Genomic DNA, 17235 nt, shown 5'->3' with positions numbered 1-17235 from the left:
GCTGGCGATGAACCATCCAGGTACGATGGCTGCTGAGCCAGGCGCGGCGAATATGTCGATCTCGCTGTTTGAGCATCTGCGAACCCATTTCGGCCAGCGTGTCGAGGTGTTTGAAGCGACCAAAGCCACGCTGGTGCATGTGTCGCACACGCTCGAAGATATTATTCTGCGCGAGCAGATGCCGGCCGTGCTGCTGACTGGCTTTCAGGAATCGAGCCACTGGCGGCGCGAAACCGAGCGCTACCGCGCGCTGGCCGATGTGGCCCAGCAGGTGTGCATCTTTTCGGGCGGCACACTTGGCGACGACCAGCACGCCCGCGAAATTCGCGTCAGGCTGGTGGGCGACGACCCGCTGCGCCAGGAGTGGTTTGTGTGCGCGCTCGCGCCGCGCTTTTCCTTTGTGCTGTGCGGGCAAGATCAGCACAGCACCGCGATTGATGAGGCGACCCGCCGCTTCTCCACGTTCTGGACCTTCGAGCCGGCGATTGTGAACGAAGTGCTCGATCTGCTCGCAGGCGTGATTTCGCACTATCGCCCCGACAAGCTCGAAGCGCTGCACACCGCGCGCGCCCAGCTGCCGCCCGTGCAGCCCGAGCTGCGCCTGCTTTCGCAGCTGATGGCGCAGCTCATCCGCTTCGAAGATCGGCTGCAAACGGTGCTGCACGAGCGCGAAACGCGCTACCGCAGCCTGGTCGAGCAGATGCCGGCAATCACCTATACCGGCGCGCTCGATGGCTTCCACACCACCTATGTCAGCCCGCAGATCGAAAAGATGCTGGGCTTCCGGCAGGAAGAATGGCTGCAAGACTCTTCACTGTGGTTCAACCAGCTGCACCCCGAGGATCGCAAGCGCGTGCTGGCGGAAAAAGGCCAGATCGGGGCGCTTGGCGGCGACAACCGCTGCGAGTACCGCATGCTGGCGCGCAATGGCCGGGTTGTCTGGGTGCACGACAGCATGAAGATCGTCCACGACATTCAGGGCCAGCCGGCCTTTGTACAGGGCTTCGCGCTCGACATAACCGAGCGCAAGCGCGCCGAGCAGCGCAGCCTGGCGTTTGCCTCGCTGGGCCGCCAGCTCAGCGCCGCCGCCAGCCCCCGCGATGCTGCGCAGATCCTTGCGCATGTTGCCGACGAGTTGCTGGGCTGGGATGCATTTGCGCTCAGCCTCTACGATGCCACCACCAGGACCACGCGCAACATCCTGTTTTACGACATCATCGGTGGCGTGCGCGCCGAGGTTCCGCTTGCGCCGCTGCGCGAGCCCACCGCAACCGACCATTCCGTTCTGGAAGATGGCCCGCAGCTCATTCTGCGCGATGAAGACGAGTGCCCGGCAGCGGATTTGGTGCCCTTCGGCGATGCTGCGCGCCGGTCGATGTCGCTGATGTTTGTACCCATCCACGATGGCGAGACGCCCGTGGGCATTCTTTCGATCCAGAGCTACGCGCCGCACGCCTACACCAGCGACGATCTGGGCGCGCTGCAGGCCCTGGCCGACCACTGCGGCGGCGCGCTCGACCGCATCCGCACCGAGGAAGCGCTGCGCATCAGCCAGAGTCGGCTTTCAAATATTGTTGAGTCGGCGCACGACGCGATTATTTCGCTCGATGCGCGGCGGAATGTTGTGATCTGGAATGCCGGTGCCGAGCGCATTTTCCGCTGCAGCGCTGCCGAGGCGCTGGGCCAGCCGCTCGACCGTTTCATCCCCGCAGATGCGCGCCATATCCATCAGCGCTTGATCGATGATTTTAGCGCCAGGCAGCCTGGCATGCACAAAATGAGTGGCGTGCGCGCCGTGAATGGCCTGCGCGCCGATGGCGAGCTGTTCCCGCTGGAAGCTTCGCTTTCGCAGGTGGGCAGCGGCGACGACCAGACCCTGACCGTCATTCTGCGCGACATTACCGAGCGCAAGCGCTTCGAGGCCGAATTGGCGGCGGCGCGCGACCAGGCGCTTGAGTCGTCGCGCCTGAAGTCGGAGTTTCTTGCCACCATGAGCCACGAGATCCGCACGCCAATGAATGGCATTCTTGGCATGCTCGAGCTGCTCAGCGACACAACGCTCGATTACGAGCAGCGCGAATTCGTCTCGGTGGTGCAGGATTCGGCGCAGGCGCTGCTGACGATCATCAACGATATTCTCGATTTCTCGAAGATCGAGGCTGGCAAGCTGGTGATCGAGCGCTTCGACTTCAAGCCGCTGCCACTGCTGGAAAGCGCGGCCAGCCTGCTGGCCCAGCGCGCGCAGGAAAAAGGTCTGGCGCTCAGCGTGAGCGCATCATCCGAGCTGCCGCCGTGGCTTTCTGGCGATGCGGGGCGGCTGCGGCAGGTGCTGCTGAACTTGCTGGGCAACGCGGTGAAGTTTACCGAGCGGGGCGAGATCGCGGTGCATGCCGAACTCAAGCGCATCGAGGGTGCCGAGGCGGTGGTGCGCTTCACCGTGCGCGACACGGGCATTGGCTTTTCGGAAGCGACGCGCCAGCGCCTGTTCGAGCCGTTTATGCAGGCGGATGGCTCGATCACGCGCCGCTACGGCGGCACTGGCCTGGGCCTGGCGATTAGCCGCCGCCTGGTGGAGCTGATGGGCGGTGAGATGGGCGCGGAAAGCGCGCCAGGGGTGGGCGCGACCTTCTGGTTCACGGTGCGGATGGGCTGCCCGCCGTTGTGGGCGCGATCGCAGGAAAGTATTCAGCTTGCCGGCCTGCGCGCGCTGGTGGTTGGCGAAGGCGCGGCGGCTCAGGCACAGCTCAAGCGCTACCTGTCTGCCTGGCGCATTGATCTGGCAGTGGCCGAAGACGGCAACAATGCGCTGGCGAGTGTGCGGCAGGCGGCGCAGGCCGGAAATCCCTTCGACCTTGTGTTTATTTCGGCCAGCGCGCCGGGCGTGAATCCCTTTTCGCTGGCGCGCGCAGTGCTGAACGAGCCGCGCTCGGCGCGCACGCAGTGCATTCTGCTGACACGTGGCGGCGATCGCGAGCTCGGCGCGCGGGCGCTGGAGGCGGGCTTTGCGGCCTTTTTACCCTGCCCGGCCAGGCAGTCGCAGCTTTTCGATGTGCTGGCGCAAACGCTCAGCGGGCGCGAGGCAGCCAAAGGAGATGCGCCGGGCAGAGGGGCCGGCAGCGCCGGGGCACTGCGCGACGAGCGGCAGATCCTGCTGGTCGAAGACCACCCGGTGAATCAGCAGCTTGCCAAACTTCAGGTATCGAAGCTGGGCTTCGAGGTGCAGGTCGCGCCGAATGGCCGCGCCGCGCTGGAGGTGCTGGCGGGCGGCGGGCAGTTTGCGCTGATCCTGATGGATTGCCAGATGCCCGAGATGGATGGTTTTGCCACCACGCACGCCATTCGCGAGCGCGAAGGGGCGGCGGGCCTGCGCCGCACGCCGATTGTGGCGATGACGGCGAACGCCATGCAGGGCGACCGCGAGGCGTGCCTAGCCGCGGGGATGGACGATTACCTGAGCAAGCCGGTGCGCCAGAATGAGCTGCGGCAGGTGCTCGAACACTGGCTGGGCGAGCTTCAGCCGGCCGACGGCGCGCTGGCCTCGTAGCTTGCCCAACTATGCACTACGCACTACGCTCTACTTATTCATAGTGCGTAGTGCGTAATTCTATTGGAATTGTGCCTACACACGCTCAATAATTGTCGCAATGCCCATGCCCCCGCCGACGCAGAGGGTCGCCAGCCCGCGCCGCAGCTCGCGCCGCTCCAGCTCGTCGAGCAGAGTGCCGAGCAGCATCGCGCCGGTTGCGCCAAGCGGGTGGCCAAGCGCAATCGCCCCGCCGTTGACATTGATCTTTTCCCAGGGCACACCCGTTTCGCGCTGGAAGTGCAGCACCACGGCGGCAAAAGCCTCGTTCACCTCGAACAGGTCGATATCTTCGAAGCGCAGCCCGGCGCGATCAAGCGCCTTGCGCGCAGCAGGGGCCGGCCCGGTGAGCATAATGGTCGGCTCGGCGCCGGTGAGCGCGGCGGCGACAATGCGTGCGCGCGGGCGCAGGCCCAGCGCCTCGCCCCTGGCGGCCGACCCCACCAGCAGCAGCGCCGCGCCATCGACAATGCCCGACGAGTTGCCAGCGGTGTGGACATGCGCGATCTGCCCGGCCTGCGGGTATTTGCCCAGCGCCACCGCGTCGAAGCCAGCCGCGCCCATGGCCGCGAATGCTGGCCGCAGCCCCGCCAGCCCTTCCATCGTCGTGCCCGGCTTGATGAACTCGTCTTCCGCGAGCAGCGTGCCGCCCTGCGCGTCGCGCACCGGGATGATCGAGCGCGTGAAATAGCCCTCGGCACGGGCGCGCACGGCCTTCTGCTGCGAATCGCAGGCAAAGCGATCCACGTCGGCGCGGGTGAAGCCGCCCAGCGTGGCGATCAGGTCGGCACCGATACCCTGCGGCACAAAGCCAACCGTCTCGGCCACTTCCGGGTCGGTAAAGAGCGCGCCGCCATCGCTGCCCATCGGCACGCGCGACATCGACTCGACCCCGCCCGCGACAATCAGCTCTTCCCAGCCCGAGCGCACTTTCATCGCGGCAAGGTTCACAGCCTCAAGCCCGCTCGCGCAGAAGCGGTTGATCTGCACGCCCGCTACGCGCCAATCCCACCCGGCAGCCAGCGCCGCTGTTTTGGCAATATCGCCGCCCTGCTCGCCAATTGGCGTGACGCAGCCGAGCACCACGTCTTCTACCTCGGCGGTGTCGAAGCCGTTGCGGCGCTGGAGCTCGTGCAGCAAGCCCACCGCCAGCACGACCGGCTTGGCCGGGTGGAGCGCGCCGTCGGCTTTGCCGCGCCCACGCGGCGTGCGGATCGCGTCGAAAATATATGCGTCGGTCATTAGGAAACTCCGTTTCATGTTGGCAAGTTTGAAGGTTGCCGCCGGGGCGTATGCGATACGCCCGTTACAGGTTGGCAAGTTGCATGTTGCAGGTTGGCAAGTTAACTTTCTAACCTGTAACCTTCTAACCTTCTAACTCTCAAAGATTGCCCGGCCAATAATCTCTTTCATGATCTCCGTCGTGCCGCCATAGATGGTTTGGACGCGCGAGTCGAGGTAAAGGCGCGCAATCGGGTATTCGCGCATGTAGCCGTAGCCGCCGTGCAGCTGCAGGCAGCGATCGACGGCGCGCTGCTGCAGCTCGGTGCTCCACCACTTGGCCATGGCGGCCTCGTCGGCGCTGAGCTGGCCGTTGTTATGCGCAAGAATACACTGGTCGATGAAAGTGCGCCCAACGGCGATTTCGGTCTTCAGCTCGGCCAGCACAAAGCGCGTGTTCTGGAAATTGCTGATCGGTTGGCCGAAGGCGCTGCGCCCCTTGCAGTACTCGACGGTCCACGCCAGCGCGGCCTCGGCGGCGGCAATCGCGCTGACGGCGATGGTCAGGCGCTCCTGGGGGAGCTGCTGCATCAGGCAGGCGAAGCCAGCGCCGGGCGCGCCCAGCACATTTTCATCGGGCACGCGCACGTCGTCGAAGAACAGCTCGGCGGTGTCCTGCGCGTGCAGGCCGATCTTTTCGAGGTTGCGCCCGCGCCGAAAGCCGGGCATGGCGCGCTCTGCCACAAGCAGGCTGATGCCCGGCTTCCGCGGCCGGGTTCGGTTCGGGCCACCACAATTACCACATCGGCCAGGATTCCATTCGAGATAAACGTTTTTTGCCCATTCAATACATAGGCGTCGCCATCGCGCACGGCGCTGGCCTGGATGCCGGCCAGGTCGCTGCCTGCGCCCGGCTCGGTCATGGCAATCGCGCCGACGAGCGCGCCGCTGGCGAGGCCCGGCAGCCAGCGCGCCTGCTGGGCGGGCGTGCCGTAGCGCACGATGTAGGGGATGACGATGTCGTTGTGGACGGGCATGCCGATGCCCATGAAGCCGCCGCGCGCCAGCTCCTCGACGATCACGGCGTTGTAGCGGTAGTCGCTCAGGCCGGCGCCGCCGTGCTGCTCGGGCACGCTTGGCCCAAGAAAGCCGGCCCGCCCGGCCGCGCGCCATAGCTCGCGCGGGACGCAGCCGGCCGCCTCCCAGGCGGCATAGTGCGGCGCGACCTCGTGGGCGAGGAAGGCGCGGAATGCGTCACGAAGCATCAGGTGCTCGGCGTCGAACAGGGTGCGTTTCATGCGGCGCTGCCTTTGGTTGGCGCAGGTTTGCGCCTGTAGTATAGCACTGCGCGACTTGTGTGGGCGTATGCGATACGCCCGTGCGCTGCCTCGCCTGCGCGGCGGGTGTGGGCGTATGCGATACGCCCGTGCGCTGCCTCGCCTGCGCGGCGAGCGATGTTGCTTTGCTCGGAGCGAGCTGTTTCGCCTGCGCGGCGGGCGTTGGTGTTTGCTCGGAGCGAGCTGTTTCTCCTGCGCGGCGGGCGTTGGTGTTTGCTCGGAGCGAGCTGTTTCGCCTGCGCGGCGAGCGGCAGGGGCTATGCCGCCCCTGCACCCGCACCAGGGGCTATCGCCCCTGGACCCCAAAGAGAAGCGGTTGGCATGTTCAACGTCGGTCTGTCATGCCTCCGTTGTGGATGGGAGCAGGCATCGGTTGAATACTGCTGTACCAGCTTTTTGTGCTGCCTTTTCATTCACCGTTTGATGCCCGCGGTGAGCATAACGGAGGCATGACCGCATCACTTTGATTTGGCACCAGCATCAAATTTGGGGTTCGGGGCAAAGCCCCGACGCCGGGTGCTGGGGCGGCGCGAGCCCCAGCGGCCTTGCGGCCTGAGCAAGCTGGCTTAAACTTGGTACTGAGTCGGTCTGTCATGCCTCCGTTGTGGATGGGAGCAGGCATCGGTTGAATACTGCTGTACCAGCTTTTTGTGCTGCCTTTTCATTCACCGTTTGATGCCCGCGGTGAGCATAACGGAGGCATGACCGCATCACTTTGATTTGGCACCAGCATCAAATTTGGGGTTCGGGGCGATAGCCCCGACGCCGGGTGCTGGGGCGGCGCGAGCCCCAGCGGCCTTGCGGCCTGAGCAAGCTGGCTTAAACTTGGTACTGAGTCGGTCTGTCATGCCTCCGTTGTGGATGGGAGCAGGCATCAGCTGAATATTGCTGTACCAGCCTTGGACGCTGCTGCCTGCGTTTGTTGAATGATGCCAGCGGTGAGCATAACGGAAGCATGACAAATAAAGGTTGCTTTATCGATCACATCAAATTTGGGGTTCGGGGCGATAGCCCCGACGCCGGGTGCTGGGGCGGCGCGAGCCCCAGCGGCCTTGCGGCCTGAGCAAGCTGGCTTAAAGAAGGTACTGATACCAAATACGGGTGAACACTTATGGTATGGTCGGTTTGGGCCACCAGTGAAAGAGGGTGTGCGTGCGAATGATCTCCGGCTGCTCACGCAAGCGACGGCAGCGTTCTGTTTGTGCCTCAATCAAGGCGTCCAAATCACTGAAATGCTCATTCACCAGCGCTTCGTCGCTCAATGTCCACAACCGTTCGGCCGGCTGCACCTCCGGCGAATACGGCGGCTGAAACACTCCATGCACGCCTTGCGGTACTACCACCTTACTGCTACTGTGCCAGCCGGCTTGATCGATCACCAGCACAATCTGTTTGCTCGGACCAGCCCCGACTGCAGCGGCAAACTCGGCCAGCACCAGCGTCCACACTGCCACCGCGACCCGTGGCAGCAGCAGCCAGAAACTCTCGCCCCGTTGCGGACAGACAAACCCATACAGGTAGGTCCATTTGTAACGCGGCTGAACCGTCACAAGTGGCCGCTGCCCTTTCTTGCACCAGACCCGCCGCAGGATCGGTTTGAGGCCGATGCGATGTTCATCCTCGCCCCAGACCTCCACGCTGGCGTCAGGATGCTCGGCTTGGATCTGGGCGACGGCTTGCGGAAGCGTTTTTTTTAAACTGCTCTTGCGCCTCAGTATCGGCCTTGATATGGCGCGGACGCGGGACATAGGAGCGATAACCAAGCTGCTGCAAGACTTCCCAGCCGCGTGGCGCGTGTACCTTTCGAGCGAGCTTGCTGCTCATCCAGTCGGCGACTTTCGGGCCAGTCCACACGCCACCATCGGGGGCAGGACCTTCGAGGGCTTTGTCGAGTTCGGCACGCAGGGCGGGCGAGAGCAGCGGAGCCTGGCCAGGGTTGTGATGACGGCGGTCGCCGACGTGGTCAGGACCATCGGCGTTGTAGCGGCGGACAATCGCGTACAACCAGGTCAGCGAGTAACCACAGACCTGTGCGATTTCGGTAGGGGAACGGCCTTGGCTCAGCAACCAGAGCATCTGCCAATGACTGCGAGCGACAGGATCGGCGGCCTGGCGATAGCGCTGCCCGAGTTCCTCAACCGTCAGATGTTCAGCCAGTTTCAGTCGTCTCATGCTGTAAGTATACACCCGTATTTGGTATGAGTCGGTCTGTCATGCCTCCGTTGTGGATGGGAGCAGGCATCAGCTGAATATTGCTGTACCAGCCTTGGACGCTGCTGCCTGCGTTTGTTGAATGATGCCAGCGGTGAGCATAACGGAAGCATGACAAATAAAGGTTGCTTTATCGATCACATCAAATTTGGGGTTCGGGGCGATAGCCCCGACGCCGGGTGCTGGGGCGGCGCGAGCCCCAGCGGCCTTGCGGCCTGAGCAAGCTGGCTTAAACTTGGTACTGATTTGGGGTTCGGGGCAAGGCCCCGACGCCGGGTGCTGGGGCGGCGCGAGCCCCAGCGGCCCTGCGGCTTGAGCAAACTGGCCTGAAGCTGGCACTGGTTTACACAACGAAGGAAAGCCGTGCCGACAGGCAAATCCAGCGGCCTTGCGGCCTGAGCAAATTGCTTTCAACAGAGAATGGCATTTAGGGTTCGGGGCGATAGCTGCTATTGCGGCAAACGGATGCGCGTGCTGGCGACCCACTCATTCCACTCGGCGCCATAATCGTCGTACTGAATCTCGTGGAGGCCCAGCCGTGTGCTGATAACCTTCGCCGGGTACCATGTGCGTTTATAGTGCACCTCAACAGCAGCGCCGACGCGGTATGCCGGGCGCACAGCCGCTCGCACTCTTTCTGGCGGCACCCACTCGTCGTCGCTGGCCTCGTAGCCGTAGTAGTGCACCTTGGCCTGCTCGCCGCGCGCGTCGATGATCTGCGCCGGGTACCATTCCGCTTCCGAGAGCACCTCGACATTGTTGCCGACACGCGGATCGAGCCGGGGCCGCGCCGCCGCCACGACCGTCTGCGGGTCGAAGCCGTTGGCGGTGGCGAAGGTGGCAAGTTGCTCTTCGGCGAAAGCCAGGCTCGCCTCGATCTGCGCGGCCAGTTCGCCTAGCGTAATTGCGCTGTTGGTGTCAGCATCGACAAACGCATGCCCGCGCAGGCCAGCCAGCAGTCCTTCAGTGAACGTCCAGTTGCCGGTGGAAAGCTCGCTCGCCAGCGACGAGGTCAGGCTGGCGTAGGCAACCTTGCGCGCACGGCGGGCGACGGCGTTGGCCAGACAGCCCGAGTAGCAGCAGTCGGCGAGCAGCAGCGCGCGCGCCGCCAAAGCAGCGCTCGATCGTCGCGGGGATTGTGTCGACGAGCCAGCCGCGATTTGCCTCGCAGTCGGTGTCGTAGCTGGCGAAGTAGGCTGCGCCATCGTCGTACTTGCCGCCGTGCCCGCAATAGTACAGCACCAGCAGGTCGCCCGCGCCGGCTGCGCCGAGCTGCGCCTCAAATGCCTGCTGAATGTGCCGCGTGGTGGCCTGGCGATCTTGCAGGTACGTAATTTGGGTTTCGGGCACGCCCTGCGCGCGAAAAAACTCGACCAGCGCGGCGTCGCGGCGGTTTTCCTGCGGAAATGGACTGAATGAGGCCGCGTGCTTCCATTCAAGGGTGCCGACGGCAAAAAGCCAGGTGCGTTCGGGAACCCAGCCCAGGGTGAGATTGTTTGGCATGCTGCGCTCGCTTGTAGGTGTTGTGGCAGGTCGTTGAGGGAAGTATACATCGTTATTGGATGCCTGCGCGGCGGGCGGCTTGTGTGGGCGTGTGCGATACGCCCGTGCGCTGCCTGCTCGGAGCGAGCTGTTTCGCCTGCGCGGCGGGCGTTGGTGTTTGCTCGGAGCGAGCTGTTTCGCCTGCGCGGCGAGCGGCAGGGGCTATGCCGCCCCTGCACCCGCACCAGGGGCTATCGCCCCTGGACCCCAAAGAGAAGCGGTTGGCATGTTCAACGTCGGTCTGTCATGCCTCCGTTGTGGATGAGAACAGGCATCGGTTGAATACTGCTGTACCAGCTTTTTGTGCTGCCTTTTCATTCGTCGTTTGATGCCAGCGGTGAGCATAACGGAGGCATGACCGCATCACTTTGATTTGGCACCAGCATCAAATTTGGGGTTCGGGGCGATAGCCCCGACGCCGGGTGCAGGGGCGGCGCGAGCCCCAGCGGCCTTGCAGCCTGAGCAAGCTGGCCTGCACCAGCAGGGAAAGACCTGCCAATAAGGCCTGAGCAAGCTGCTCTGAATAGAGAGCGCAGCTACATCCCCGTCATTTGCGCGCTCACCTGCCACAGCTGCTGCTGCGCCTGCCGGTCGTGCGAGGCGCGTGACGAGTGCGCGGGCTGCTGGTCGGCGAAGTACATGCCCGTTACATGTGCCACTTCCGGGGCCGACGCGAGATAGATCGAGGTTTGCGCGCCTTCGGCGGGCGTGCGCATGAACGGCCGAAAGATGCCAAACAATACGCCCCACAGCCCGGAATTGCCTTTCGCAAACCCTGTCGCCACCGCGCCGGGATGCGCGGCATTCACCGTCACGCCGGTGCCAGCGAGGCGGCGCGCGAGATCGTAGGTGAACAGCAGGTTTGCCAGCTTCGAGCGCCCGTAGGCCAGAAAGGCGCTGTAGTGCTGCTTGCCCTGCAAATCGTCGAAGTTGAGCTGACCCATGTGGTGCGCCGCCGACGACACATTTACAATGCGGGCGGGCGCGCTGGCCACTATTCGGTCGAGCAGCAGGTTGGTCAGCAGGAAGTAGGCCAGGTGGTTGAAGGCGAAGGTCTGCTCGATGCCGTCGGCGGTGAGCTGGCGCTGCCCAAACACCCCGCCAGCGTTGTTCACCAGCACATCGATACGCGGGTAGCGCGCCAGAATGTCGTCCGCCAGCGCGCGCACCTCCGCCTGCGCCGAGAGGTCGGCACGCAGGAAATCGACCGCGGGGTTGCCGCTTTGTTCCTTGATCGCGGCGGCCACAGCAGCGCCCTTGCGCGCATCGCGGCCCACTAGCACGACGTGTGCGCCCAGCCGTGCCAGCCCCAGCGCCGTTTCCTTGCCAATGCCGTTCGTCGCGCCAGTGACGATGGCGGTTTTACCATTCATATCTGCCATAAGTTAGGTTGCCTTTCTGCGTTGCTACCAGGCTATACGCAGCAATGCCGCGCCCGGATCGCATCTGCAAGTTGCGCGCCAAACTTCGGCGTCAGAAGTTAGCTGACTTCCGATTCCTGACTTCTGACTCCTGCGAGCACAATGGCGCATAACTTGCATCGTACAGGGCAGGGTGCGCCGCTCGTAGCTGGCGTGTGGATTTAGGAGCAGGGGAAAGGCGATATGCGAAGTACAAACTGGCACGGCTACCGGGTGGCGGCCTGGGTCGGGCAGGCGCTGCTTGCTGCGGCAATGCTGTGGGAACTCGTGCAGGGCGAGTGGCTGCCGGCGGCGTCGCTGGCGGGTTTTCTGATCGCGTCGTTCTTGTTTGTGGCATTTGAACGCAAGCTGCCAACGCTGTTCGACCTGATTTTCGTAATTGCGGCGCTGATCAACGCGGGCGGTTGGGCCTGGGATTTATATAACAAGCCCGGCCCCTATGACGAGATTGCGCACTTCTATACCATTTTCGCCATTACGCTCGCCACCGGCTATATGCTGTTCGACGAGCTGATGACGACGTTCTACAAGCACAAATTGCTGTTCATCATCACCATCGCCAGCCTGGGCATTGCGCTGGGCGCGCTGTGGGAGGTGGTTGAGTGGGGCGCTGATTTCTTCACGCCCAAGCAGATCGTTTCAGGCCTGTTCGACACAATCACCGACATTATTCTTGACAGCATGGGCGCGCTGCTGGCCTCGGCGCTGAACCTGTATGGCCTGCACGAGCGCATGAACTCCGAGGTGGAACGAAAGGTCGATCAGAAGGGCGGCAAGCCGGCGGTGGGCAAGAAACGCCGCGCGGCGAATTAGCGCATGCCGTCCTTTTCGCTGCTGACCTTTAACTGTCTGGGTGCGCCCGCGCTCGGCACGCGCCACCGGCTGGCCGCCCTCGCGCAGGAACTCAACACGCGCAGCTACGACGTGGTGTGTTTGCAGGAGGTGCAGGCGCGCACGTATCACAAGATGCTGGCGGGCGCGGCAACCGCCTACCCCCACCAGGCCGCCGAGCCCTTTGTTTACGCACCGAAGGGCGGGCTGTTCACGCTGGCGCGCGCGCCATTCGCGCCGCACAGGTTTACGCTCTTCCGGGCACGGCGCATTGCCGGCCTGCCCGCGCTGATGGACTGGGCGCTGCATAAGGGCGTGCTGGCGACGCAGCATGTGGTGGAAAACACGCCGGTGGTGGTGCTGAACACGCATCTGAACGCGAACTACAGCGTCAACTGGGGCGAGCGCAACCGCTACGCGCTGGCCGAGCAAGCCCAGCTCGCCGAGCTTGCCGAAATTGTGCGCGCCCAGCCGCCCGAGGCAGTGGTGATCGCGGCGGGCGATTTCAACATCCCGCGCGATAGCTGGCTGTACCACGAGTTTCTGCAAGCCAGCGGCATGATCGACCCACGCGCGGGCGAGATGCAGCCCACGCACCGCACGCCGCCGGGCATCCCGGCGCGCTTTGCCCGCCCAATTGATTTTGCGTTTGTGCGCGCACCCGCGCTGCCGAGCCTGGCAATCGAAAGCGCAATGGCCTTCAGTGAGCCGGTGGCCTTTGCCAATGGCCGGCGCGGGTATTTATCCGACCACAATGCGATCGAGCTGCACCTGCGCTGGGGCTGACGACTGACGAACGACGAACGACCGCGGACGAAGGACGAAATTACCGCAAAGACGCAAAGGGCGCAGAGGGTCTGAAGGTTACTGCCCGCACGGGTCTAGGGTTTGGGGTTTTGGGATTGGGACGTTCACCCTTTCACCCCTTCACCGTGTCACCCTTCACCCCTGCCGATGGCCACCTGCCAACCGCTTGTTTCTGCGGTTCCCCATCAGGGTTTTGGGATTGAGCGTGAAACCTTGTACCTGCAAACTCAACACTCAACATTCAACACTCAAAACTGCTTACAACTTCACCGTGTCACCCTTCACCCCTGCCGATGGCCACCTGCCAACCGCTTGTTTCTGCGGTTCCCCATCAGGTTTTTGGGATTGAGCGTGAAACCTTGTACCTGCAAACTCAACACGCAACATTCAACACTCAAAACTGCCTACAACTTGCAACCTGCAAACCTTCGAACCTGCAACTCACTCATCCCCGCAAGGCGCTCAGCGTCGTGCGCGGCGAAATCGCCTCGGGGTCGATGCGCAGCTCCAGCAGCGCGGGCCGACCCGCCGCCAGCGCCGCCTCGAACGCGGGCGCGAACTCCTCGGTGCGCTCGACCACCGCGCCATGCGCGCCAAACGCCCGCGCATAAGCCGCGAAATCGGGGTTTGTAAGCGTGGTGCCGAGTGTGCGCGCCGGGAAGCGCTGCTCCTGGTGCATGCGGATCGTGCCGTAGATGCCATTGTTGATGACGATCACAATGATGTTCAGCCCATACTGCACGGCGGTCGCCAGCTCCTGCCCGTTCATCAGAAAGCAGCCATCGCCGGCAAACGCCACCACCGTGCGCCCCGGCTGTGCCAGCTTGGCCGCGACCGCTGCCGGCACGCCATAGCCCATCGTGCCATTGATCGGCGCGACCTGGCTGCGGTAGGTTTGGAATTGAAGAAAGCGGTGGCACCACGCGGTGTAGTTGCCAGCACCGTTCGTGATGATCGCGTCGGGCGGCAGGCGCTGACGCAGGAACGCAAATACCTCCCCGAGGTCGAGCGCGCCGGGCATGGGGCCGTGCTGGAGATATGCCTCGTATTCGGCGCGGGCCTCGGCGGCCCACGCGACCCAGCGCGCCCCATCGGCGGGTGGCAGCGCGCGCGCGGCGGCAGCGAACTCGGCCATGCCCGCCGCAATCGCAAGCTGCGGCTGAAAGACGCGCCCCAGCTCGGATTGCTCGGGGAAGACGTGGATGAGGGTTTGCTCGGGCAGCGGCACGCGCAGCAGCTTGTAGTCGTCGGTGATCATTTCGCTCAGGCGGTCGCCCACGGCCAGCAGCACATCGGCGCGCGCGAGCCGCCCTTGCAGCTGCGGGTTTGCGCCCACGCCCAGCGCGCCCACGTACTCGGGCATGGCATTCGCGACAATGTCCTGCGCGCGAAACGAGGCCACCACCGGCAGGCGGTTCGCCTGCACAAAGGCGCGGATGTCGTCGGCTGCGCCCGCGCTCCAGTCGCCGCCGCCCACCAGCACGAGCGGGCGCTCGGCCGCCGCGAGCCGTTCGCGCAGCTCGGCCATGTGCGCCGCGCCGGGGTGGGCCTGCACGCGCCGGGCGGGCGCGGCGTCGGCGGCAGTTGTCATTTCGTCGAGCATGTCTTCGGGCAGGGCAATCACGACCGGGCCGGGGCGACCCGACATTGCCAGCGCAAAGGCGCGCGCCAGCAGCTCGGGAATGCGCGCCGGGTCGTCGATCTGCGTGGCCCACTTGCTGATCGGCCCAAACATGCGGCGGAAGTCGATCTCCTGAAACGCCTCGCGCTCGCTGAATCCACGCGCCACCTGCCCGATAAACAAAATCATGGGCGTCGAGTCGTGGAAGGCGGTATGCACGCCAATAGCGGCGTTGCTCGCGCCCGGCCCGCGCGTGGCAAAGCAGATGCCGGGCCGGCCTGTCAGCTTGCCATAAGCCTCGGCCATGAAGGACGCGCCGCCCTCGTGGCGGGCGCTGACAAGCTGCACACGGCCGGCCTGCGCGGGTTCGTACAGGGCGTCGAGCACGGGCAGGTAGCTTTCGCCCGGCACGCAAAAGATCGAATCGACACCGTTGAGCAGCAGTTGGTCGACGAGCACGTGCGCGCCGGTGCGGGAGCTGAGAGACATACATCCCCTCATAGACGTTGCGAATTTTTTACCACAGAGGCACGGAGGTTTTCGGGTTGCAGGTTTGCAAGTTGCAGGTTACTGCCCGCCGGGGCGTATTGCATACGTCTGTTCGCAGCCGACTGCCGACTGCCAACTGCCGACTGCCGACTGCCTACTGCCAACTGCCTACTGCCTGCTGCCAACTGCCTACTGCCGTTCTACTGCCGACTGCCAACTGCCGACTGCCGACTACCGACTACCGACTGCCGACTGCCGACTACCGACTACCGACTGCCGACTGCCGTCTGCCGTCTGCCGACTGCCGACTGCCGACTGCCGGCTGCCTACTGCCGGCTGCCTACTGCCGACTGCCGACTGCCGACTGCCGACTGCCGTTCTACTGCCCTGATGTTCCGCGCAGCGCGTGGGTCGCATCCCAGTCGATCTGGTAGTGCTCGGGCAGGCGCACAAGCTGCCCGGCCGCGCCAATGTAGCGCACCGCCACGCCATACTCGCGCGCGGCGGCCTCGACGGAGACATACCCATTAACTACGTCGTCAAGCACGCGTGCCGGGTCGCGCTCGAATGCGCGGCCATAGCCGCCGCCGCCGGGCGGATCGAGGTGCGCGCGGCTCTCGGGCGCGAACCAGACCACGGTTTTAGGCGCAAGCGGCCCGCTATCGTCGGCGTAGAAACCGCCAGGCGCTCCCGGCTGCCCGCCATCGAAGCCCTGCGCCGCGAAGCGCGTGCGGTCGATCATGGCCGAAACGCTCCAGCGCCCTTCGCCGCGAAAACTCAGCTCGGTGGCCTGCCCCAGCCCGCCGCGCTGCCGCCCCGCGCCGCCCGAGTCGGTGCGCAACTCGCGGCGGTGCTGAACGAGCGGCGCAAGCGTTTCGATCACCTCGGCGGGCACGCCCGCCACGCCGCTGGGGAAACCAGTAGTGTTCAGGCCGTCCTTCACAGCGCGCGCGCCCATGCCGCCCAGCTGAAAGACCGTGAGCATGAACGGATTCTCGGTGCCGGGCCACGCGCCGCGCCAGATGCTCATCCAGCCCGGGTCGGCGCCGCCGGCCAGCAGCTGCGCTGGCAACACCGGCGCGAGCGCGCCAAAGATCGCGCCGGGCAGGAAATGGCCGATCAGGTGGCGCGACGCCACGGCGGCCGGCTGGCGGCAGTTCAGGATCGAGCCTTCGGGCGCGCTCACATGCACCGGGCGAAACGCGCCTTCGTTGTGCGGTACCTCGGGGCTGATCGCGGCCTTCATGGCGAAGGAGGCATAGCCGTGGGTGTAGTTCATCACCACGTTGATGCCGCGCCGGCTCTGCGGCGACGAGCCGGCAAAGTCGATATAGATGTCTTCGTCGGCAATCGTCACCGCGACCTTGATCTTGATCGGCTCCTCAAAGCCATCGCTCCAGACCTCGTGCTCGTGGCGGCCGTTGGGCAGCGCGCGAATCGCCTCGCGCATGGCGGCTTCCGAGCGCGCAATCACCGCGTCGGCCAGCGGGTCGATGCTGTCGAGCCCAAATTCTTCCATCATCTGCACCAGGCTGCGCGCGCCAACCGCGTTGCACGAGGCCTGGGCGTACAGATCGCCTACGGTTTCGTCGGGCGTGCGCACGTTGGCGCGAATGATTTTCAGCAGCTCGTGGTTTGGCTCGCCCTGGTCGAAGAGCTTGGTGATCGGCACGCGCAAGCCTTCTTCAAACACCTCGTGCGCCTCGGCCGAAAGCACGCGCCCGCCAATGTCGGCGGAGTGGCAGCAGTTGGCGAAGTAGCCCACGATGGTGTCGCCACGAAACACCGGCGTCATCACGGTGAAGTCGTTAATCTGCCCGGCGGTGAGCCAGGGGTCGTTGGTGATCAGCACGTCGCCGGGGCGCAGCGTGGCGGGCGGGTAGGCCGCCAGCAGGTGCTTTGCGCCGGTGGCCATGGGGTTGATGTGGCCGGGCGTGCCAGTGAGCGACTGCGCGATCATCTGGCCGCGCGTGTCGAACACGCCGCACGCGAGATCCTGCGACTCGCGGACGATTGTGCTGAAGGCGGTGCGCATCAGCGCGACCTGCTGCTCGTTTGCGACCGAGAGCAGGCGATTCCACAGCACTTCGAGGGTGATCGGGTCGAGATTCGTGCTCATTGTTTATCCTCGTTCGGGCGAAGCATTGCGTTCCGAGCACTGCAGTGCTCGGA

Annotated in this window: 13 protein-coding genes; 3 read left to right on the top strand and 10 right to left on the bottom strand. The window is 64.5% G+C overall.

Annotated features, from left to right (window positions below; translation table 11 throughout):
- Nucleotides 1-7 precede the first annotated feature (7 nt).
- Complete coding sequence (locus tag M1P90_RS13850) at nucleotides 8-3544, top strand: PAS domain S-box protein (RefSeq protein WP_483703244.1); 3537 nt, start codon at nucleotides 8-10, stop codon at nucleotides 3542-3544.
- Between the two features lie 75 nt (nucleotides 3545-3619).
- Here M1P90_RS13850 and M1P90_RS13845 read toward each other — a convergent pair whose 3' ends face one another.
- From M1P90_RS13845 to M1P90_RS13810, 8 genes are all read right to left on the bottom strand, one after another.
- Entirely contained in the window at nucleotides 3620-4825 is a 1206-nt protein-coding gene (locus M1P90_RS13845) for an acetyl-CoA C-acetyltransferase (RefSeq protein WP_483703243.1), read from the bottom strand.
- A gap of 132 nt (nucleotides 4826-4957) precedes the next feature.
- Complete coding sequence (locus M1P90_RS13840) at nucleotides 4958-5446, bottom strand: acyl-CoA dehydrogenase family protein (protein WP_483703242.1); 489 nt, start codon at nucleotides 5444-5446, stop codon at nucleotides 4958-4960.
- On the bottom strand, nucleotides 5395-6102 hold the full coding sequence (locus M1P90_RS13835; protein WP_483703241.1) for an acyl-CoA dehydrogenase family protein: 708 nt from the start codon (nucleotides 6100-6102) through the stop codon (nucleotides 5395-5397). Before M1P90_RS13835 ends, M1P90_RS13840 begins: the two co-directional genes overlap by 52 nt.
- Nucleotides 6103-7250: 1148 nt before the next feature.
- The gene (locus M1P90_RS13830) at nucleotides 7251-7778 is read right to left on the bottom strand and encodes an IS630 family transposase (RefSeq protein ID WP_483701262.1); all 528 of its coding nucleotides are present in this window, start codon (nucleotides 7776-7778) and stop codon (nucleotides 7251-7253) included.
- A gap of 7 nt (nucleotides 7779-7785) precedes the next feature.
- A complete protein-coding gene (locus M1P90_RS13825; RefSeq protein ID WP_483699014.1) occupies nucleotides 7786-8313 on the bottom strand; it encodes a winged helix-turn-helix domain-containing protein in 528 nt (175 codons plus the stop codon).
- A 488-nt stretch (nucleotides 8314-8801) separates the two neighbouring features.
- Entirely contained in the window at nucleotides 8802-9152 is a 351-nt protein-coding gene (locus tag M1P90_RS13820) for an agenet domain-containing protein (RefSeq protein WP_483704646.1), read from the bottom strand.
- A gap of 163 nt (nucleotides 9153-9315) precedes the next feature.
- The gene (locus M1P90_RS13815; protein WP_483703240.1) at nucleotides 9316-9855 is read right to left on the bottom strand and encodes a hypothetical protein; all 540 of its coding nucleotides are present in this window, start codon (nucleotides 9853-9855) and stop codon (nucleotides 9316-9318) included.
- Nucleotides 9856-10430: 575 nt separating this feature from the next.
- Nucleotides 10431-11276, bottom strand: a complete 846-nt coding sequence (locus M1P90_RS13810; protein WP_483703239.1) for an SDR family oxidoreductase — start codon at nucleotides 11274-11276, stop codon at nucleotides 10431-10433.
- Nucleotides 11277-11498: 222 nt separating this feature from the next.
- Here M1P90_RS13810 and M1P90_RS13805 point away from each other — a divergent pair, with 222 nt between their 5' ends.
- Nucleotides 11499-12128 (top strand): DUF2238 domain-containing protein, encoded by a 630-nt coding sequence (locus M1P90_RS13805; protein WP_483703238.1) that lies wholly within the window; start codon nucleotides 11499-11501, stop codon nucleotides 12126-12128.
- A 3-nt stretch (nucleotides 12129-12131) separates the two neighbouring features.
- Nucleotides 12132-12932 (top strand): endonuclease/exonuclease/phosphatase family protein, encoded by an 801-nt coding sequence (locus M1P90_RS13800; RefSeq protein ID WP_483703237.1) that lies wholly within the window; start codon nucleotides 12132-12134, stop codon nucleotides 12930-12932.
- A 466-nt stretch (nucleotides 12933-13398) separates the two neighbouring features.
- Here M1P90_RS13800 and M1P90_RS13795 read toward each other — a convergent pair whose 3' ends face one another.
- Together M1P90_RS13795 and M1P90_RS13790 are read right to left on the bottom strand one after the other, a co-directional pair.
- Entirely contained in the window at nucleotides 13399-15063 is a 1665-nt protein-coding gene (locus M1P90_RS13795) for a thiamine pyrophosphate-binding protein (protein WP_483703236.1), read from the bottom strand.
- A 379-nt stretch (nucleotides 15064-15442) separates the two neighbouring features.
- On the bottom strand, nucleotides 15443-17182 hold the full coding sequence (locus M1P90_RS13790; protein ID WP_483703235.1) for a hydantoinase B/oxoprolinase family protein: 1740 nt from the start codon (nucleotides 17180-17182) through the stop codon (nucleotides 15443-15445).
- Nucleotides 17183-17235: the final 53 nt, after the last annotated feature.

The organism is Kouleothrix sp. 19917, assembly GCF_057073505.1.
Note: the sequence above shows the minus strand (reverse complement) of the source record. Positions and strands in the feature narration are given on the sequence as shown.

Excerpts from the sequence above, each read along its gene's own strand:
- M1P90_RS13850 (WP_483703244.1), top strand. The coding sequence starts at position 8 with ATGAACCATCCAGGTACGATGGCTGCTGAGCCAGGCGCGGCGAATATG.
- M1P90_RS13845 (WP_483703243.1), bottom strand. The coding sequence starts at position 4,825 with ATGACCGACGCATATATTTTCGACGCGATCCGCACGCCGCGTGGGCGC.
- M1P90_RS13835 (WP_483703241.1), bottom strand. The coding sequence starts at position 6,102 with ATGAAACGCACCCTGTTCGACGCCGAGCACCTGATGCTTCGTGACGCA.
- M1P90_RS13825 (WP_483699014.1), bottom strand. The coding sequence starts at position 8,313 with ATGAGACGACTGAAACTGGCTGAACATCTGACGGTTGAGGAACTCGGG.
- M1P90_RS13815 (WP_483703240.1), bottom strand. The coding sequence starts at position 9,855 with ATGCCAAACAATCTCACCCTGGGCTGGGTTCCCGAACGCACCTGGCTT.
- M1P90_RS13810 (WP_483703239.1), bottom strand. The coding sequence starts at position 11,276 with ATGGCAGATATGAATGGTAAAACCGCCATCGTCACTGGCGCGACGAAC.
- M1P90_RS13805 (WP_483703238.1), top strand. The coding sequence starts at position 11,499 with ATGCGAAGTACAAACTGGCACGGCTACCGGGTGGCGGCCTGGGTCGGG.
- M1P90_RS13800 (WP_483703237.1), top strand. The coding sequence starts at position 12,132 with ATGCCGTCCTTTTCGCTGCTGACCTTTAACTGTCTGGGTGCGCCCGCG.
- M1P90_RS13795 (WP_483703236.1), bottom strand. The coding sequence starts at position 15,063 with ATGTCTCTCAGCTCCCGCACCGGCGCGCACGTGCTCGTCGACCAACTG.
- M1P90_RS13790 (WP_483703235.1), bottom strand. The coding sequence starts at position 17,182 with ATGAGCACGAATCTCGACCCGATCACCCTCGAAGTGCTGTGGAATCGC.